Source organism: Teichococcus wenyumeiae (assembly GCF_003696345.1).
GTDB lineage: Bacteria > Pseudomonadota > Alphaproteobacteria > Acetobacterales > Acetobacteraceae > Pseudoroseomonas > Pseudoroseomonas wenyumeiae.
The window spans coordinates 28,335-47,434 of the sequence record NZ_RFLX01000022.1 but is presented as its reverse complement, the minus strand read 5'-3'; the positions used below and the strand labels follow the sequence as shown (position 1 = coordinate 47,434).

At 67.1% G+C, this 19,100-nt stretch carries 15 protein-coding genes and 3 pseudogenes; 6 read left to right on the top strand and 12 right to left on the bottom strand.

The genetic code is table 11. From position 1 onward, the window contains the following. Positions 1 to 93 precede the first annotated feature (93 nt). Positions 94 to 573, top strand: a complete 480-nt coding sequence (locus EBE87_RS21230) for a DUF3280 domain-containing protein (protein ID WP_120638332.1) — start codon at positions 94 to 96, stop codon at positions 571 to 573. A 15-nt stretch (positions 574 to 588) separates the two neighbouring features. On the opposite strand, the gene EBE87_RS21225 is transcribed toward EBE87_RS21230, so the two are convergent. From EBE87_RS21225 to EBE87_RS21200, 6 genes and pseudogenes are all read right to left on the bottom strand, one after another. Next, positions 589 to 1,407: a quinoprotein dehydrogenase-associated SoxYZ-like carrier gene (locus EBE87_RS21225; RefSeq protein ID WP_158600875.1), complete on the bottom strand. Its 819-nt coding sequence runs from the start codon at positions 1,405 to 1,407 to the stop codon at positions 589 to 591. Positions 1,408 to 1,412: 5 nt separating this feature from the next. Continuing rightward, positions 1,413 to 2,327, bottom strand: coding sequence for a quinoprotein relay system zinc metallohydrolase 2 (locus tag EBE87_RS21220; RefSeq protein WP_158600874.1), 915 nt, complete (start codon positions 2,325 to 2,327; stop codon positions 1,413 to 1,415). Between the two features lie 27 nt (positions 2,328 to 2,354). Next, complete coding sequence (gene pqqE, locus EBE87_RS21215; RefSeq protein WP_199707351.1) at positions 2,355 to 3,461, bottom strand: pyrroloquinoline quinone biosynthesis protein PqqE; 1,107 nt, start codon at positions 3,459 to 3,461, stop codon at positions 2,355 to 2,357. 106 nt (positions 3,462 to 3,567) lie between these two features. After that, positions 3,568 to 3,645 (bottom strand): pyrroloquinoline quinone precursor peptide PqqA, encoded by a 78-nt coding sequence (gene pqqA, locus EBE87_RS30500; RefSeq protein WP_120638347.1) that lies wholly within the window; start codon positions 3,643 to 3,645, stop codon positions 3,568 to 3,570. 275 nt (positions 3,646 to 3,920) lie between these two features. After that, positions 3,921 to 4,665: pseudogene (locus EBE87_RS21205) on the bottom strand (IS5 family transposase). 186 nt (positions 4,666 to 4,851) lie between these two features. Next, positions 4,852 to 5,556 carry a CBS domain-containing protein gene (locus tag EBE87_RS21200; RefSeq protein WP_158600873.1) on the bottom strand — a complete coding sequence of 235 codons (705 nt, stop codon included), beginning with the start codon at positions 5,554 to 5,556 and terminating at the stop codon, positions 4,852 to 4,854. 477 nt (positions 5,557 to 6,033) lie between these two features. On the opposite strand from EBE87_RS21200, the pseudogene EBE87_RS21195 reads away from it, so the two are divergent. After that, positions 6,034 to 6,354 (top strand): annotated as a pseudogene (locus EBE87_RS21195) (transposase); the annotation flags it as partial. A gap of 116 nt (positions 6,355 to 6,470) precedes the next feature. After that, positions 6,471 to 8,045: an alpha-L-arabinofuranosidase gene (locus EBE87_RS21190; RefSeq protein WP_147426053.1), complete on the top strand. Its 1,575-nt coding sequence runs from the start codon at positions 6,471 to 6,473 to the stop codon at positions 8,043 to 8,045. 125 nt (positions 8,046 to 8,170) lie between these two features. Here the strand turns inward: EBE87_RS21190 and EBE87_RS29110 are convergent, their stop codons facing one another. After that, positions 8,171 to 8,623 carry a beta-propeller fold lactonase family protein gene (locus EBE87_RS29110; protein ID WP_158600871.1) on the bottom strand — a complete coding sequence of 151 codons (453 nt, stop codon included), beginning with the start codon at positions 8,621 to 8,623 and terminating at the stop codon, positions 8,171 to 8,173. Positions 8,624 to 9,184: 561 nt separating this feature from the next. After that, a complete protein-coding gene (locus EBE87_RS21175) occupies positions 9,185 to 10,240 on the bottom strand; it encodes a hypothetical protein (protein ID WP_120638324.1) in 1,056 nt (351 codons plus the stop codon). A gap of 644 nt (positions 10,241 to 10,884) precedes the next feature. On the opposite strand from EBE87_RS21175, the gene EBE87_RS21170 reads away from it, so the two are divergent. Then, positions 10,885 to 11,685 carry an SDR family NAD(P)-dependent oxidoreductase gene (locus EBE87_RS21170; protein ID WP_120638323.1) on the top strand — a complete coding sequence of 267 codons (801 nt, stop codon included), beginning with the start codon at positions 10,885 to 10,887 and terminating at the stop codon, positions 11,683 to 11,685. A gap of 223 nt (positions 11,686 to 11,908) precedes the next feature. Here the strand turns inward: EBE87_RS21170 and EBE87_RS21165 are convergent, their stop codons facing one another. The 4 genes and pseudogenes from EBE87_RS21165 to EBE87_RS21150 form a co-directional block, all read right to left on the bottom strand. After that, positions 11,909 to 12,904, bottom strand: coding sequence for a Bug family tripartite tricarboxylate transporter substrate binding protein (locus EBE87_RS21165; protein ID WP_120638322.1), 996 nt, complete (start codon positions 12,902 to 12,904; stop codon positions 11,909 to 11,911). 281 nt (positions 12,905 to 13,185) lie between these two features. Next, a complete protein-coding gene (locus EBE87_RS21160; RefSeq protein ID WP_122140113.1) occupies positions 13,186 to 14,088 on the bottom strand; it encodes a hydroxymethylglutaryl-CoA lyase in 903 nt (300 codons plus the stop codon). Further along, positions 14,085 to 15,332 (bottom strand): CaiB/BaiF CoA transferase family protein, encoded by a 1,248-nt coding sequence (locus EBE87_RS21155; RefSeq protein WP_120638294.1) that lies wholly within the window; start codon positions 15,330 to 15,332, stop codon positions 14,085 to 14,087. The genes EBE87_RS21160 and EBE87_RS21155 overlap by 4 nt, the downstream gene beginning before the upstream one ends. A 513-nt stretch (positions 15,333 to 15,845) precedes the next feature. Beyond that, positions 15,846 to 17,238, bottom strand: a pseudogene (locus EBE87_RS21150) (IS1182 family transposase). A 161-nt stretch (positions 17,239 to 17,399) separates the two neighbouring features. Between EBE87_RS21150 and EBE87_RS30495 the strand changes: the two are divergent. Continuing rightward, complete coding sequence (locus EBE87_RS30495) at positions 17,400 to 17,828, top strand: GNAT family N-acetyltransferase (protein WP_120638293.1); 429 nt, start codon at positions 17,400 to 17,402, stop codon at positions 17,826 to 17,828. 100 nt (positions 17,829 to 17,928) lie between these two features. Then, the gene (locus tag EBE87_RS21140) at positions 17,929 to 19,098 is read left to right on the top strand and encodes a glycosyltransferase (protein WP_120638292.1); all 1,170 of its coding nucleotides are present in this window, start codon (positions 17,929 to 17,931) and stop codon (positions 19,096 to 19,098) included. The last annotated feature ends 2 nt before the right edge of the window (positions 19,099 to 19,100 follow it).

Here is a 19,100-nt window from a genome sequence, read left to right as displayed (position 1 = left end):
CGGCCCGGCTTCTTGCAATCGATCTTGCGCGCCTCGTTCCGAATCATCAATGCTTCCTTGATGGGAGGACGCACGATGTGGCGAAGAACCACGATGCTGCTGCTGGCCGGACTGGCGGCCGCGCAGCCGGCATGGGCGGCCGATCCGCCAAGCCTGGCTGTCTTCGACCTCGAACTCTACGACACCTCGGGCGAACCGGCGCAGCCGGAGCAGGATGCACGGCTGCAGAAGGTGACGGCGGAATTGCGCGACCGCATCTCGGCTTCCGGCCGCTACAAGGTGGTCTCCCTGCCCGCGCCGGCCAGCGCCGAGCTGCAGCGTTGCGACGATTGCGCCATCACCAAGGCGACGCAAAGCGGCGCCGATCTGGCCTTGGTCGGGCTCGTGCACAAGGTCAGCACCTTGATCCTGAAGATGACGCTGATCCTGCGCGAGGTACCGTCGGGCGCGGTGCGCGGCACCTGGACCGCGGATTTCCGTGGCAATACCGATGAAAGCTGGCAAAGGGCCGCGCGCTGGCTGCTGCGCAACCGGGTGCTGGCCACACCCAGCCAGGACGCGGCACCCGGATGAGGCAGGCCGCCGGCATCAGCCGGCGGATTGCAGCTTCCAGCGGCCGGAGAAATGGCGGTCGCGGTTGTCCTCGGCCTCCAGCAGCAATTCGCCATTCGGGTCGCCAGCCAGCATGAAGCCGAAGGTCGGGTTCTCCGCGATGGAGATATCGCTCTCAATATCCAGGGCGACGGCGCCGCCATAGCTGATGCGCAGATGCCTGACGAACTCGGCCGGGATCGAGAGGCGGCTGACCTGGTCGATCTGCAGCCCGGAGGTATTCGGATGGCTGAGCGCCACCTGCACCGGCACGGGCCGGCCTTCCGCCGGCGGCCCTTCCGGCAGGGTCAGGCGGGCACGGCCCATCCGCTCGCGCGCAGCCCGGAGGTCGCTGCTCATGGGTGCCGAGCAGCCGCCGGCGGCCTTGATGAACTGCTGCGCCAGGAGCAGCCGGCCGTCCGTGGTTTCCGCCACCGCATGGAGGAAGGTATAGGCGTCGACCCGGATGCGCGTGCTGATCAGCCGCAGATCGGCCGCCGGCCCGGCACGGAACACCGCCGCCAGCGGCGACGGATTGTCGTCAATGATCAGGCTGACGCTGCGGACCAGCGGCGCCAGGGGAGGTGCCAGGGCGATGGAGACCGGCACCGCGCCGGCATCGAGCGCGCGGTAAGGCGCCGTCAGCGTGACGGCCTCGCCCGCCTCCTCCAGCAACCGGTCGCCGAAGAGCAGGCCGCGCAGATCCGCCCAGCGTTCGGCGCGCCGGGGCTCGCCCTGTGCCCAGGCGGGCCCGGCGCCCGACAGCGCGACTGCGGCCCCAAGGGCCAGCACGGGGCGGCGGGATAGCGATGACATCGACTTCACTCCCATTCCAGTTGGCGATAGGCGGCGATGACATTGCGGCCATGGTACTGCTCGGCGAGGCGCCACTGCGCCGCGGCCTCCACGGCGACGCGGGCCGGCGCCTCGGCCAGCCCGATGCCGGCGGCGATGGCGGCGCGGATGCCATCGCGCAGCGCGGCCAGATAGCCCACGAGAGGCTCGGCAGCCTGTGGCCAGGGCACCACGGGCGGGCCATGGCCGGGCACGGCCCCTGGCGCAGTTTCCCGCCGCAGCCCGTCGAGAAGGCGCAGCCAGCCCAGCAGGTCGCCATCCAGCGCCGGCATGCGGTCCACGAACAGGAGATCAGATAGCCAGAGCATGCCGCTGGCACTGTCCCGCAGGCTGAGGTCGTGGTCGGTATGGGCCGGCGGATGGGCCTGCAGCTCCAGCCGGCGCCCGCCCAGGTCGATCTCGGCATGGTCCTCGACCAGCCTGGTCGGCACCAGGGCGTGGCTGCCGGCCGCGGCGCTGCCCATCTCCCGCTCCAGCACCGCGGCATAATAGGCGCTCCGCTGCGCCAGGGCTTCGGGGAGGCGGGCATGGCCGATCACCTCCGGCGCGAGATCCGCGAAGGCCGCGGCCCCCATGCTGTGGTCAGGATGCACATGGGTCAGAACCAGATAGCGCACCGGCGGCGCGCCACAGGCCTCGATGGCCCGGCGGAGCAGCCGCCCATGCGCCAGGCTGCCGCCGGGGTCGATCACCGCCGTTGCCTCCGCGCCGCAGATAAAGCCGATATTGGCAATGGCATCCAGATTGGCGGGGGTGGCCTCTTCCATCCGGCCCGGCATCACCCACAGGCCCGGCGCCACCTCCAGGGGAGTAGAGGCCGTGTCAGGCACCCCGCCCGCCGGCCGGCATGGCAGCAGCGGGCTTGCCAGACCGAGGAGCATGGCCCGTCGGTCCCGCCGCATGGCGCGCTACCCGGCAGCAGCTGGCTGCCGGCGCATCTCGCGGTACTGGAATGCGCCGTCGCTGGCCGCGGCTTCCTCCAGCGCGGATTGCAGCAGCGCGTGATGGGGCGACAGGGCACAGGCCGGGTCGGTGGCCGCGGCATCGCCGGTCAGCGCGAAGGCCTGGCAGCGGCAGCCGCCCCAGTCTTTCTCCCGCCGTTCGCAGCCGCGGCAGGGTTCCGGCATCCAGCTGGTGCCGCGGAAGCGGTTGAAGGCGTCGGAATGCTGCCAGATCTCGCGCAGCGAAGTGGTGCGCACATCGGGAAAGTCGAAGCCAGGAAGGCCGGCGGCGGCATGGCAGGGCAGAACCTTCCCTGACGGCGTCACCACGAGAATAGAACTTCCCCAGCCGCCCATGCAGGCCTTCGGGCGCTGTGCGTGATAGTCGGGCGCCACGTCATCGATCACCAGCCGGCCCCGCAGCGCCGGCCGTGCCGCCGCGATGGTGGTTGTGGCGGCGTCCAACTGGGCCCGGCTTGGCAGCAGCGCCGCGCGGTTCCGATAGGCCCAGCCATGGTATTGCACATGCGCGAGTTCCAGCCGGCCGGCGCCAAGCGCCAGCGCAAGCTCGATCATCTCCGGCAAGGCATCCAGATTCTGCCGGTGCAGCACGGCGTTGACCGTCAGCGGCAGGCCGGCTTCCCGCACGAGCTGTGCGAAGGCCAGCTTGCGGTTGTGCCCGCCGGGCATGCCGCCGATACGGTCGCCAGTGGCGGCATCGGCGGCCTGTATCGAGAGCTGCACGTGATCCAGGCCAGCCTCCGCAAGGGCCGCCAGCCGGCGCGCATCGAGCGACACGCCGGATGTGATCAGGTTGGTATAGAGCCCAGCTTCACTGGCATGGGCGATGATGGCTTCCAGATCGCGCCGGGCCGCCGGCTCGCCACCCGACACATGCAGTTGCAGCACGCCAAGCGCGGCGGCTTCTCGGAAAACACGGCCCCACTCTGCCGTGGAAAGCTCCTGCGCGGCCTGCTCAAGCTCGGTCGGGTTGGAACAATAGGGGCAGCGCAGTGGGCAGCGGTGCGTCAGCTCCGCCAAAAGCCCGAGCGGAGGATTGGCCGCCGAGGTCATGGCCATTCACCTTCACCGGTCACCCGGACAGCAGTGTGCGGCCGCTCAGCCCGTGTCGCCCCGGATCACAGCGGAGCAGCACGGGCCGTCGCCGCGGCAAGAGGCTTCAGACTTCGGCGCTCTCGTAGCAGTTGATTTCCATTCCCAGGCAAACTTCAACAATGCGAGGCTTGTTCCAGGCCATTTCATGTCCTCCTTGCTTGCCAAGTTCGTTTTCCTGGCATGATGAATTTCGGCTCGGTTCCAGCGGAAGTCAACGACATCCTATGGCATCTCTCTGGCCGAGATGGCTGAGGCTGGGCATCGGTCCATGGAACAGCTTTTTGTGGCCATCATTGGAAATGGCGGGGCCAGAAGATCATTGCGAAGAAGCATTGCTATCAAAGCTCTGTGAACTTGGCGCAAGCGACCAACCGCTTACGGCCGGCCATGCATGCCATGCCTAGGTAGCGGCCTCGTTCAGATCCAGTCTGTGACGGCGGCGATCAGCGCGAGTGCGGCAAGATAGTTCTGGGCGAGCGGTCGTAGCGGGTGGCGAGGCGCCGCCAGTTCTTCAGGCGGCAGAACAGGCGCTCGATCTGGTTGCGGCCCCGATAGGCCTGGCGGTGGAGTGGGGAGGGCTTGGTGCGGGTCGCTGTGGAAGGGATGACGGCTTTGATGCGGCGCTCTTTGAGCCAGCGGCGCAGGCTCTGCGCGTCGTAGGCCTGGTCGGCGATGAGGCGCTTCGGTGCGGTGACGGCCCGGAGCCGCGGCAGGGCCATGCTGATGTCGGCGATGTTGCCTGGCGTCAGCGCGCAGGCGACTGGTCGGCCGTGCTCATCGGCCAGGCAATGGATCTTTGCGGTACGGCCGCCGCGCGAGCGCCCGACCGCCTGCATCCACGCCCTCCTTTTCCGCCTGCAGCCGAGCGATGCGCCGTCACATGCAAGCTGTCGAGGCTGAGTTCCCGTGGGACATCGCCGGAGGCCGCCATCCTGGCGAACCGCCGCTGCCAGAGACCGCCTCCGGACCATCTGTTGAAGTGGTGGCGATGGTGGTCGGCGGGCCATGGGCTGCTGGCACATCGCGCCAGCGACAGCCGGTCTTGAGCACGTGCAGGATGCCGCTGATGACCCGCCGGTCATCCGCCCGCGGCTTGCCCGCTCTGCCGCGCGGCAGGTGCGGCTTGATGGCGGCCCCAAGCCTCATCCGACAGCCAGAACAACCCACGCCATGAGAGCCTCCTGAACCGTTCAAACCCGTTCGGGAGGCATAAACCCCAAGCAACAATATGTTGCATGGGTCCCCTATCCAGAGTCAGGACCTGTAAATGTGATTGCGGTACGGGGGTCGGGTCACAACCCCGTCGCAGCGCGAGATCGCCGCGGATCCGACGCCTGCCGCGGCGGCCTTAGATCGTCCCGCGCAGTAGGAGCGGCATGGGATCCAAACGGTCCTCCACTCGCCTCACGCCAGGAATCTCCTGGGCCATGACCTTAAGGCCCTCGCGCACGAGGTCGGAGCGCGTGAACCCGTAGAACGTCACGACCCCGTCCCGGACGCTGGGATAGATCCAGAACGTGTCCGCCCATGCTTGCCTGTGCATGGCCGCACGGACCGCTTGCAGGATGGCGTCGTCATTTGCCACATCGGCTGACCGCTCCGGTCCCTGCGGGCGCAAGACTGCCCGCAGCAGGTCCGCTCGGCTCACGATGCCGACAATCTTGCCGTCCCGAAGGACCGGCACTCGCTTGATCCTGCGCTTCTCCATGAGTCGGGCAATCTGTTCGACCGGAGTGTCCTCGTTCACCGAGGCAATCTCAGTGGTCATCACGTCTCGTGCTGTTGCGCCATGCGCCTTGAGAAAGCGGCCGGCGAGCCTGCCCGTGTTCTGAAACTGCTCCAGGAACCAGACCAGCGGGCCAGGCTCCTCATCGGCAAGGCGGCGGATAAGATCGCCTTCGGTGATGATCCCAAGAGGCGCTCCGCTTTCATCGACCACCGGCACGCCTGAGATGCCGTAGGACGAGAGCAACTCCGCAACTGCGGTCACCGGCATGTCCGGAGGCACGACCCGAAGCGTAGTGGACATCAAATCCTTGGCCAGCATGGCCATGGCGCCCTCCTCTGGATTTTCCTGCGACTCTGCTGCGCTCGTCGGCAGCCAAGCATTAGCCGCATATTGTAACATATACGCAATTATTTGGGCAGAATCCGCGCTTTGCCAAGGTCGGAGCCGGCTTTGTCGCCAGCTTCACTGACACGCCGGTGCCATTGAGGGTGCCGCCGATGAGCTTGGGCGGGGGGCGCTTTTCACCCAAGAAGGAGCCATGCCAGCGCTCGAACTTCCTGCAACAGGAACGTCAGGTGACGGAGGACAGACCTGCTGTGATCCATTGCCCGAGGCAGAGTCTCGCCTGTTAAGTTACGTCCAGTGCCAGGAAGTTACCGCATTGGAGAATCAGCAGCTATGGGCGCAGAGCGGCCGACCAAGGAAACTCCCGGACAGCCAGCCAGCGGGCACACTGACCAGGCATTATTCTGCTGACTTGACGTCGCGATGACGAAGCCTGGACGGTGCCGTTGAAGGCGAGGCCAAGCCAATGAACTGCCGTTCGCACTGGGCCTGTTGAACAGCCTGCCGGATGTGCCAGGTTGGATCATCGGCGACCGCGGCTATGCTTCTGATGCCTTCCGCGAGCGGATCTGCAACATGGGCGCACGCCTTGCCATCCCACCCAAGCGCACGGATGCGCCGGTCGCCTGTCCTTCCTGGATCTACAACAACCGCTCGCGGGTGGAGAACCTCTGGGCGCGCCTGAAAGAATGGCGCGCCATGGCCACCCGTTACGAGAAGACCGCCAGATCCTTCCTCGGCATCCTCTGCCTGGCAGCAGCCGCTGACTGGATAAGATTTAACAGGCCCTGGGCCCCTCAGCTATCCTGGCATTCTGACGGTATCGTTCTCGCCAGGATAAGCAGCTTACGGCAGCAACATGCTTCCGGCTTAGTCATGAAAGGGGAAGGCGGATGAAGCTCACACGCCGACAGCTTCCAGCAACCTTTTCAAGAATGGCCGGCAGCTCCAGCTTGGCGGCTGGCATGGCACCGCCTGCTGCCCTGACGCAGTCCATGCCTGGCCTTGTCCGCATCGATCCTACCCCACTCTTCCCCATCTCGCCCTATCTCCACATGCAGTTCATGGAACCGCTCGGGGTGACGGACGGCTCGGTCGAAGCATGCTGGGATTACGATGCCGGCAATTGGCGAAGCGACTTCATCGAGGCTGTTCAGGACTTGGCACCGGGTGCGATCCGCTGGGGCGGGCTCCTGAGCCGTTACTATCGTTGGCGAGAGGCCGTAGGGCCAGTGGCGGGGCGGCGGCCGATGCGGAACTACGCATGGGGCGGCTGGGAAACCAATCGTGTGGGCACGGCCGAGTTCGTGGAACTCTGCCGCCGCACGAATGCCGCACCCATTCTCTGTGTCAATTTCCTGAGCGACGGCCACCGGTATTTCGCGCGGACCCGCGAAGGCAATCGCACGGGCGATGCACGCGAAGCAGCCGACTGGGTATCCTATTGCAACGACCCCGATGATACGGCCCGCCGCCGGGATGGCGCGACGGCGCCCTATGGCGTCAAGCTCTGGCAGATCGGCAACGAGACATCATACGGCGATGCCGGCTTCACGAGAAGTGAGGCCATTGCCCATACCATTGCCTTCGCCCGGGAGATGCGCGGCCGCGACCCGTCTATCCGGCTGATTGGCTGGGGCGACCGCGGCCGCAGCGACGATCCCGCGATATGGGCGGCAGACATGCTGCGCCAGGCCGGGGAGTACCTCGACTATATTGCCATCCACATGATGCAGCAGATCCCCCAGCGTCAGGACACGGTGCTCCGCGGGCGGGCCTACCAGGACGACCCGGCGCGGGCCTGGGCGGAACTGCTTGAAATGTCCCATGGGATCGAGGCCAGGCTTCTGGAACTTGAGGAGGTTGTCGCGGCGCAGGGCTCGCAGGCCGGAATCGCCGTGACTGAAGGGCACCTGAGCCTTGCCCCGCATAATGCCAATCCGATCCTCGAGGAATGGCTGACCGGCGCCTATCATGCCCGGGCGCTGAACACCTACCAGCGGCATGGCGCCCGGGTCAGGATAGCCACCGCAGCCGATTTCAACTGCACCCGCTGGACTGTTGCGGCGGTGCGGATGCAGGTGCCGCGCGGGGTGAGCTATCTGACGCCTGCCGGCTCCGTCATGCGGCTCTTTGGGCGGCACAACGGGGAGCATGCGGTTGCGGTGACCGGCGGCCCCTCAGACCTCGACATGGCAGCCAGCCGGAGGGGCAACAGGATCTTCCTGCATGTCGCCAACCTCAGCTACGACGTAGCGGCCGAAGCGCGTTTCGCGATTGACGGATGCGCCATCACTGGCGGCCGTGTTCTTGAAATCGCGCCGGAGCGCCCGCGCCAGGTGGTAACCCAGGACCAACCGAACGTCTTTGCACCCAGGGAAAAGCCCATAGGGCCGGGCCAGGCGGTCACATGGCGTTTTCCGCCCACGGCCGTCAGCGTTGTTGAACTGGACTTCAAGCAGAGCTGAGTCTCTGCCCGCATACATCCCCTTCAGCCGCATGTCCTCCATCCAGCCCAGGAGTGGCCGGACGGCGCCGGCTTCGTGCTCCTTGAAGGCGGCGCCGGCTTGGGGCGGGTAGTCCTTCTTTCTCCTTACTCGTCCGTCAGCACCGTATGCGGCGTGCGGCCGAGCTTGGCGCTGCGCAACACCCGGCCCGTCGCGGCATCCAGCGCCAGCACGGCATCGTCCTGCGCATCGGTGACGTAGAGGGTGCCGCCCGCCGAAACCACATCCATGGGCCGCCGCCCCGCTGGCCAGTATCCCGCCACCCGGCGCGCGGCGGTGTCCACCACCGCCACCACGCCCGCGCGGCTGAGCGCCACGAAGGCACAGCTTCCGTCACGCGAAAGGATGATGCCGACGGGGCGTATATCCTCACGGCGGACATTCGGCGGCGTGAAGCGCACCTCGTCCGTCACGGCGCCCTTAATCGGGTCCAGCAACTGCACCGAACCGGCCGCCTCGGCGGTCAGCCATACCGCGCTGCCATCGGTGGAGATGGCGAAGCGGCGCGGCTTCAGCCCCACCGGAGCCTGCGTGACCACGCGGTTGCTGGCGGCATCCAGGATGGCAACGGCATTGGCCCCTCGCAGGCGATGTAGGCGCGGGCGCCATCGGGGCTCACCGCGGCACCTTCCGGCTCGGCACAGGTCCGCACCTGGGCGCGGATGCCGCCTCTGGCCAGGTCAGTAACGGATACCGCCGCATTCTCCTCATTCGCCGCACGGGCCATGCGACCGGAAGGATGCACCGCCGCCATCTCCGGATACTCGCCCGCCAGCGCCGTGCCCTAACCTTCAGCGAGGCGACATCGATGACATCCAGCCGGTCATTACATCCGGAGGTGACGTACAGGCGTGTCCGGTCGGGGCTGAAGGCCATGCCCTGCGGCCGCTTGCTGGGTCGGAATCACTTTCACCGGCGCGAAGCTCCCCGCCTCCAGCACCGTGACCACATCGGCACGTTCACTGCTGACGAAGAGGTAACCGGCCCCGCGCGCCCCCGCCTCACCAGGAATGGCGGCCGCGCAGGCCAGGACCCAGGCGGCACCGGCCAGGCGCCGCCGCATTGCTCGTCCCATCACTGCCTTCTCCCCGCGAGGCTGATCAGAAGTTCTTCTGCAGCCCGAACAGTACGCGGACATCCGTTTCGCTATCCCCGACCCCGATGCCGACGCCGCCAGCGAGGATGAAGTCGGCCGGCAGAAGCTGCCGCACCCCGAGTTCGATGAACTGGTCGGCGCGCCGGTGCTCGGAATCCTGCTCCCGCGAATATCCGACGAACAGGCCCGTACGGCGCGCGACCGGCACGGCCAGCGCGACGGAAGCGGCATAGCGATCGCTCCGCTCCCCTTCGCCGCGATCCAGTGCATGGAACCAGAGGATGTTCGCATACAGCACCGGCGCGTTCGCCCCGGGTGACAGCGGCTGGCTGGCCAGGAGGCCCAGCAGCGTCTCCGATGACTCGTGACGCGGGCCAAAGGGAGCCGAGATGCCGCCGATCACCGTCAGTGCCGGACGAAGCCCCTGCGCCGGCAGAAGATTCCATTTGAGCGTGAACTCGGCCTCGCCGGTCTTGGCCTCCTCGGCATTGCCGAAGGCATAAGCCAGCCCGACGCTTGCGGAGAGGTTATGGCCGAGCCCGACTTCCGCTTCGATGCTGGGCGTCATCAGGTCACGGCCGGAGCGCCTGCCGGGTGGCTCGTCGTCGTCATCCCCGCCCGAGGACATGCCGCGCAGCGAACGCAGCCGGCTGTAGCCGGCGAGCACCCGCACCTCCACCTCGCCACGGTCCGGCACACCGGCAGCCTCGGTGCTGACGGGGAAGTCCCGGTCCCCCTGTACCCGCTCATCCTCTTCCAAAGCCGGCCCGGCCCGGTGAAAGGCAGCAGCCCCGCCGGAGCCGAGAATCGTCCGCGCATCCTCGACCGCCTCTAGGCATTCAGCGTATTCACCCTCACCCAGCTCACGCTGAGCATCGCGCAATGCCTTGCCGAGTTCGGCGCGCGTGGCGGGATCTTGCGGTCGTGACTGCGCATCACGGATGAAGCCGATGCCCGCTTCGCAATCGCCGCGGCTTTGCGCATGTGCAAGGCCGCAGGAGATGGTGGTGGCCAGCGTGGCGTAGGATGCTGCGGCGAGTACACGGACCAGTCTGGTCACGGGCGTTTCCACATATCATTTTCTTATTGAAACAATGTTGAGCTGTCGCTTGTCAATGATTCTTGGCGAAGACGCACGGAGCGATCGAGAAGCGGGCTGGGGCAGCCGCTGATTGAGAGGCCAACCTGGCTCGTCAGGCCCGAGGTCCTTTCAGGCGGCCGCCAGATCACCGCTTCCCATGCTTGGCTGTGTCGCCATTCATCGGCGCTTCGTTTGTGCACCGCACTGTGAAGTCCCAGAAGCTCACTTCGTCGAGAGTACATAAAATGAGACTTTTGTTGCGATATGGACACGGTACAAAGACTCCCAAGAAGGGGAGGCATATGATGCCGGACGGTATGTCATTCGGGCAGCTGGTTGTGCATCTGTGGGAAGAGTGTGTCAGATGGCACCGGAGGCGCCGACGGACATCAAAGAGCGCCTACTATCCAAACTGACAGGCCGAGCGTAGCGATCCACGGATGAAGGGCGCTCCGGCAGCATACGGTTATCTTCCGCAAAGCTGCTCACCGGATGCCATTAACAGTGCCTGTGATCCGGAGCAGGCGCCTGATGCGGCCTTTGTCGGGCATTGCACTTCGCCCGCCCAGGCTGCATCACCGATGGTGTAAGCTCCTTGCTGCGAACAGCAGGGAATGCGACGCATGGATCTGGAACTTGAGAGCAAGGTGGCGGTGGTCACCGGCGGGACGCGTGGCATCGGTCTGGCAACCGCGCGGCTGCTCGCGCAGGAGGGCGCCGGCGTGGTCCTGGTGTCCCGCCACGCGGATGAGGCGGCGCGAGTAGCGGATGACCTGGCTCGCGCAAAAGGCCGCCGCATCCTGGGCCTGGCTGCGGACACCACGGACGATGCGGCGGTGGCCGCCATGGCAGCCGCCGTGGAGCGCGAAATGGGCGGTGCCCAGATCCTGGTGAACTGCGCCGCCGAGCCGGCCGGGCAGAAAGCGGTGCCCGTGCCTTCCGAGGCAGAGTGGGCCTCGCTGGCGTCGCATATGGACACCAAGGTCATGGGCTACCTGCGCTGTGCCCGTGCGCTGCTGCCCATGATGCGGCGTGCCGGGTGGGGCCGCATCGTCAATGTCAGCGGGCTGGGCGCGCGGCGGACCGGCGACGTGGTGGGCACCATCCGCAATGTCGCCGTGGTCGCCCTGGCGAAGAACCTGGCCGACGAACTGGCGGGCACCGGGATCGCGGTCACCACCGTCCATCCCGGCCTCACCCGCACGGAGAAAGTGGATGCTATGCTCGAGGCCCGCGCCCAGGCGGAAGGCCGTAGCCTGGGCGAAGTGGAGGCGTCCCTCGCGGCAAACGTGCTGATGGGCCGCCTCCCCACAGCGGAAGACGTGGCCCAGGTGATCGCCTTCCTGACTTCTCCTCGTTCTGTCGCGGTCAATGGTGTCGCGATTGACGTGGGTGGCGGTGTGCGCGGGGCCATCAATTACTGACCTCCGCGCTGGCTGGAGCAAGTCCGCTCCCAAGGCGGGCAGGCATCTAAAAGGTGCCCTCTCGCCAGCGCGCACCGGGCGACTGACCTGCCGTTGCCGTGATCGGCAGCCCTGTATCAGTTAAGGGCATCCGCTCGCCGCGGCAGCAGGCTGAGGGGAACACAGCATGATCTTCCCATAAAAAATTCCTGACACCGCCCGCCCCGCCGAGGGATGCCCCTCCCTATTCCGCCCGGATATTGGCCGAGCGGATGATGGGAATCCAACGGTCCGCCTCGCGCCGGATGAAGGCCGCGAAATCCGCAGGCGTGCCGCCGACAAACTCGGCGCCCTGCGTGCGGACCAAGTTCTCCCGCACCTCCGGCCGCGCGATGATTCCGTTGAATACCCCGGCAATCCTCACCGACAGGTCCGGCGCCATGCCGGCCGGGCCAGCGATGCCGTGCCAGGTGGTGGCCTCGAAATCCGGCAGGGTGGCGGCGATGGTCGGCACGCCCGGCAGCGCCGCGATGGGCTCCTTCTCCGCCACCGCAAGGGTCTTCACCTTCCCTTCCTGGATGAACGGCATGGCGGAGGAGAGTGAGATGATGGCCCAGTCTGTTTCCTTGGCGACGAGGGCGCGCAGCACCTCGGCCCCACTGCGGTACTGGATCGCCTCCGAACGCGCCCCGGCGCGCTTGAGGAACAGTTCGTCTGCCAAATGCGTCGGATGCCCGACCGAGGGCGCCGCATAGGTCAGCGGCTGTGGCCGCGACTTCGCCAGGGCGATCAGTCCGGCGACATCGTTGGCGCCGAGGTCCTGGCGCGTGATCAATACCAGCGGCAGATTCACCAGGTGCACGATCGGCGTGAAGGCACGCACCGGATCGAAGGACAGCGCGGGGATCAGCTCCTTGCCCACCGCGTTCGGCCCCATGTCGGCGATCATCAGCGTATAGCCGTCCGGCCGCGAGGTCGCGACCGCGCCGCCGCCGATGGTGCCGCCGCCGCCTGAGCGGTTCTCCACCACCAGCGAGCCGCCATTGGTGACCTGGGCAAAGGGCTGGGCAATGACGCGGGCCAGCGTGTCCGCCGCGCCGCCCGGGCCGAAAGGAACGATCAGCCGTACCGGGCGGCTGGGCCAGGCCTCCTGCGCGCGTGCCTTGGCCGGCACAAAGGCATTGGCGGCACCGAGGCCAAGCAGGCCGCCGAGGCCGCGGCGGGACAGGTTGATGGTCATCTTAATTATCTTCCCTGGACATTTTGAATCGTTTTCAGGCACGGACGGGCGGCGCAGCCAGTCGATGACCCACCAGTAGCAGTTCGACCTGCCGTAGCGGCAGAACGTGGCGCAGCTTTTACCGATGTGCCATCCGCGCGAGTCGGCGTCACCTCAGGACGGGCGTGCGGCAGACTCGCGACAGGCAGGACCTTACCGTGCGAGCCGGTCGTGGCCGGCAGGGTCAGCAAAGCTCGGTTGCCCGCGCGGGTGCGACCCTGATGTGCGAGGCAGCAGGCCGCTCAGGCCGCCGCGCAGCGGTCGGCCAGCGCCGCGCGCACCCGCCCGCCGGGGGAAGCGCCAGGCAGCGCCGCCGCCCGGGTCGCCAAGCGCAGCAGCGCGTCGAGGTCCACGCCCGTCTCAACCCCCATGCGGCGGAACATCCAGGCCACATCCTCCGTCGCCACATTGCCCGTGGCGCCCGGCGCGAAGGGGCAGCCACCCAGGCCGCCGAAGGCCGCATCGAAGCCGGTGATCCCGGCCCGCCACGCCGCCGCGACATTGGCCAGCCCCAGACCATAGGTGTCATGCCCGTGGAACACCCAGCGCGTGCGCGCCCCGAAGCGCGCGAGGCATTTCGCGGCCAGGGAGAAGACGTGGTCCGGGTCCGCGCGGCCCGTGGTGTCGCAGAGCCCGACCTCGACATCCTCCCGATGCGCCAGCAGCGCGTCCAGGCGGGACAGCACGAGATCCTCCTCCATCCGTCCGTCGAAAGGACAGTCGAAGGAGGTCGCCAGGTTCAGCCGCAGGCGCAGGCCGGCCGGCAGGCCGGCGACGATCTCGCCGTAGTCACGGATGGAGGTGGCAACGTCGCGCCGCACGTTGGAGCGGTTATGCGCCTCGGAGGCCGAGACCACATAGGCCAAGTGCTGCGCGCCCGCTTCCAGGGCCAGCGCCACGCCGCGCGCATTGGGCACCAGCACCTGCGCGTCCAGCCCCTCCAGATGCGCGGTGCGGCGCAGCACCTCGGCCGTGTCGCGCAGCTGCGGCACGGCGGCCGGGTTCACGAAGGAGCCGATCTCGATCCGCCGCAGCCCGGCGGCATGCGCGGCCTCGACAAAGGAAACCTTGTCGTCGGTGGGAATGAAGGGGCCGATGGGCTGGAAGCCGTCGCGCGGCGCGACCTCGATCAAGGTGGCCCTCACAGCACGCCCTCCTCGCGCAGCGCCGCGATGCGGGCGGCATCGTAGCCCGGCAGCGCGCCCAGCACGGCGTCGTTGTCGGCGCCCACCGCCGGGCCGGTGCTGCGGGGCGCATTGGGGGTGCCGTCCACGCGGGGCACCACGCCGGGATGCAGGATGGGGCCGAGCATGCCATCCTGCACCTGCTGCACCATGCCGCGGGCCCGCATCTGCGGGTCGGCGGCGATGTCGGCCACGGTGTAGACGCGGGTGTGCGGGATGTCGGCGCCGCGCAGCGCGGCTTCCAGCGCCGCCGCGTCCAGCGTCACGGTCCAGGCATTGATCAGCCCGTCCAGCTCGCGCACATGGGCCACGCGCTGCTGGTTGCCGCTGAAGCGCGGGTCAGCGGCCAGCTCCGGCTGCCCCATCAGCGCCGCCAGCTTGCGCCAGAGCGGTTCGGAATTGGCCGCGATCAGCACCCAGACCCCATCGCGGGAGCGATAGGCATTGGACGGCGCCGCCGTGGCGATGCCGCCGCCCGAGGGCTGCCGTACCGCGCCCAGGGCGCCGTATTCCGGCAACGCACCTTCCAGCAGGGAAAAGATGGACTCGCTCAGCGCGACATCCACCTCGCCGCCCTGCCCCGTCCGCTCCCGCCGCAGCAGCGCCGCGACGACGCCCAGCGCGGCATAGATGCCGGCCACCGAATCCCCGATGGAGACGCCGACGCGCACCGGCGGCAGGTCCGTGGTGCCCGGCGCATGGTTGGTCAGGTGGCGCAACCCGCCAATGGCTTCCCCGATGACCCCGAAGGCCGCCTTGTCGCGGTCCGGTCCGTCCTGGCCGTAGCCGGAGACGCGGGCGATGACGAGATCCGGCTTGGCGGCGCGCAGCACCTCCTCGCCCAGGCCCATCTTCGCGAGCTGGCCGGGGCGGTGGTTCTCCACCAGCGCATCGCAGGTCCGCACGAGGTCGAGCACCACCTCCCGCGCGCCGGGCTTCTTCAGGTCCAGGGTGATGCAGCGCTTGTTGCGGGCATGGACGCTCCACCAGGGCGCGGAGCCCTTGTAGCGCGCGCCCCATTGCCGCACCGGGTCACCCCCCGGCGGCTCCACCTTGATCACTTCGGCGCCGAGGTCGCCTAGCAGGCGTGTGGCGAAGGGCGCGGCGACATAGTGGCCAAGCTCCAGGATGCGGAACCCTGCGAGGGGGCCACGCGCCTCGGTCCCGGGCGCGACCGCCGCGGTCTGGTTAGGGGCAAGGTCCATGATGGGGGTTTCTCCAGCTTTCTCGTCCCGAATCTTGCGCTGCCTTGTCGCCGTTGCGCCATGCCCTTTCCAGCAAGGCAGGTTTCGCGGCCCTCAACCCGGCGGCCGGGTCAGATAGGCGATCATGGACCCTGGCGGCTGCGGAGAGCGTGTCCGGCGTGCGGCGAAGATCACCAGCGGGCGTACCGCCCAGGGCTTGTTCAGAGGCCGCAGGCCGATCCGCAGGGCCGCAGCAAGGCTGGGCGGCCGTGGCGGACGGGTGACAGGGTCGGTGCGGACATGGCCTCTCCGGAATGGCGGAGAGCATGATGGCCCGCCAAGCCGGCGGTGGCACACCGCCCGAAAGGGTCGTCAACCTTAACCAGTCTGCTTACGCCATCGCCGGCAGGCTGTTGCTGCGATCAGCCGCTATGTCGAGGTTCGACCGAGGTTATGGGAAAACATGTTAGCGATCGAAGGTCTGCGGAACCATGTCCGACGTGTGCTGAGATTTAGGTGATCTGGCGTGACGCCTCAGGTCCTCATGGCTTGCATCAGCGGCCCGGCGCCCAGGATCGCGATCACCTGCTTCATGTTGTAAGCTAGCACATGCAGGCTCATCTCGGTGCCAACTCGCTTCAGCGTCCTGGTCAGGAAGTGGGTGGATCCCATCCAGGCTTTCAGCGTGCCAAATGGGTGCTCAGCAGTCTGCCTGCGGATACACATGCTGTTCGGCGCCTGGTCGAGCCGCTCCTGCATGGCATCCAGCACGCCCTCGTGCTCCCAACGCGGGATGCGGCGCATCTTGGCGGTGGGGCACTTGGTCGTCCAGTAGTGGCGCAGGATTTTCCCGTGTTCATCGACACGGTTGAACCACCACTTCATGGTCTCGCCCGCTGGGCACCGGTAAGCGTCCTGCTCCGGTACATAGACAAAGTCCTGCTTGCCGAACCGTCCGTCGGCTTTCGCGCCTGAGGTCAGGGTCTTCGGCACGAGCGGCATCATGCCGTCTTGCTCGCAGAGCAGGATGTCCTCGCCCTTGTAGTAGCCGCGGTCGGCAATGGCGGTGAGCGCCTCATGGCCCATCGCCTCCCGTGCCTGCCGGGCCATGCCGGAGAGAGCTGGCCGCGGTCGTAGCCCAGATTGGTGACCTCGTGCGCCACGATGAGGTGGTGCCTGGTATCGACGGCGGCCTGCACGTTGTAGCCGACAATGCCGCTGCCCTTGCCGCTGGTCGCCATGGAGCGCGCGTCCGGATCGGTCAAAGAGACCTGCTGGTCTGGCGCATCCTTGATGGTCTTCTCCATGGCGCGGAACTGCCTGAGCTGCTCGCGCAAGGCGGCAACCTTGTCCTGCAACCGGCCCGATTTGGCCTGCGCGATCTCGCCCTCCTGCCGGTCGGCTGCATCCATGGCGGCCATGTAGCGGGCGATGCTTTCCTCGACCTGCTCGATCCGGCGCTGCAGCTTGGCAGGCGTGTAGTTCTTGTCGCGGTTGTTCACCGCTTTGAACTTGCTGCCGTCGATCACGACCACGGCGTCCGTGAACAGATCCAACTTGCGGCACAGCGGGACGAACTGGCGGCAAGCAGCGCGGATCGCTGCGCCGTTGTCGCGGCGGAAATCGGTGATCGTCTTGAAGTCCGGCACAAGCCGGCCGGTCAGCCACATCAGTTCGAGGTTGCCCGGCCTCGCGCTCCAGCCTGCGACTGCACTGGATGAGATCGAGGTAACCGTAGAGGTAGAGTTTGAGCAGCGTCGCCGGGTGGTAGCCGAGACGGCGCGCGTGAAGCCGAGTTCGGCCATGTCTAACTCGTCGATGAACGCCTCGACGCCCGTACCGGGTTTTCCTCGGTCACGTAGTCATCGACACATTCGGGCAGCAGGCTTGATTGACGACGGTCTCGGCCATTAATGAAGCGTTTCATGTCGCCTCCCGTCAGCGTTCCGCAAGGGAGAATCAATCCTCCTCCTCATGTAGGACAAGGGTTTATCGTGTCGTCCATGACGTCGGCCCAAGACGTGCACATCCGCCACATCCTCGCCCCGACTGACCTTCCAAAGGTGGCGCAGCTCGGATGGGGACAGGATGACGCGGAGGGGCAGGAACGCGCCGAACGGGCTCTTACGGGTTCCGCTTGGATTGCCCTGGCAGAGGTGCATGGAGAGTTCGCGGGCTACGCGCGCGCTGAGCGATGGGGTGCTGGTGACCTACCTCGTCGAGGTGGCGGTCGTACCGGCATACCGGCGCAGAGGCGTGGGTGGTGCGCTCATCCGATCCTGTTTTGATGCTTTCCGGCACACAGCCATCTATGCGGATGCGGCTCCGGACATCATCGGGCTCAACACCCGCTACGGCCTTCTTCCCCCCCCCGTCACACCTGACAGCCTGCTCACGCGGTCCACAGAAGGTCAAAGCAACCTGACGGTCCGCCTCTCCACCCATCTGCGACAGCCCAGTAGTCTCAATGGCACGATAACCCCCACTTATCGTGTTTTTTTCCCTGCTGAGGAATAATGCCATTTTCCTTGGGCCTCCGCACTGGCTGGACTTAGTGCTTGTACGTGACGCCACATCCCCCCATGCCGGCGCCATCCAACCGTGCTAAGCCCTGACCATGCTGCGAGTCGCGACCCTGTCCACCCTGTTCCCCAACCAAGAACAGCCGAATTTTGGCGTCTTCGTCGAAGGCCAGACGCTACGCCTGGCCGCCTGCGAGGATGTGGAACTGCGCGTGGTGAACCCGGTCGCCATGCCGCTTTTTCCACTTAACCAATTGTCCCGCTACCGCCAGTTACGCGGCTTGCCAGAAGATGAGGTCTGGAAAGGGGTCCGTGTCAGCAGGCCGCGGCTGCGGGTGCTGCCGGGGCTCAGTGGCCCGTTCAATCCTTCCCTGCTGGTGCAGGCAGCGCGGCCGGTGCTGCAGCGCTGGCGGGAGGAGGGCTTCGCCTTCGATGTGATCGATGCGCAGTTCTTTTACCCGGACGGCCCTGCGGCGGCGCGGCTGGCAGCCGAGTTTGGTGTGCCTTATTCCATCAAGGCCCGGGGGGCTGATATCCATTACTGGGGGCGCGTGCCCGGCTGCCGGCCGCAGATCCTGCGCGCTGCCAGCAAGGCCAAGGGCATGCTGGCCGTGGCACAATCATTGCGGCGGGACATGGTTTCCATGGGCATGGACCCGGCGCGGATCGCCGTCCACTACACCGGCGTGGACCTGGAGCGCTTCCGCCCCCATGACCGCGCCGCCGCCAAGGCGCGTCTTGGTATCCAGGGCCCCTTGATCATCAGCCTCGGTGCTCTGATCCCGCGTAAGGGGCATGACATCGTCATCAAGGCTCTCACCGAGATCGATGGCGCGATGCTGATGGTGGCGGGTGAAGGGCCGGAAGAGGCCAGGCTGGCCAGCCTGGCGCGGCATAGCGGCCTGGAAGACCGGGTGCGGCTGCTGGGCAGCGTGCCTCATAAGGAACTGCCGGCGCTGCTCTCGGCGGCCGATGTCATGGCCCTGGCCTCGGAAAGCGAGGGTTTGGCCAATGCCTGGATCGAGGCCATGGCCTGCGGCACGCCGGTGGTAACGCCGGAGGTGGATGGCGCGGCGGAGGCCGTGGACCGCCCGGCCGCCGGCCGCCTGCTGCGGGAGCGCACCCCGGCCGCATTCGCCGCTGCCATCCGCGCCATCCTGGCCGACCCGCCCCCGCAAGAGGCGGTACGCGCCAGCGCCGAGCGCTTCGCCTGGGAGCGCAACACACGGCAGCTGCACCAGCACCTGACGGCGCTGGTGCGCTAGGC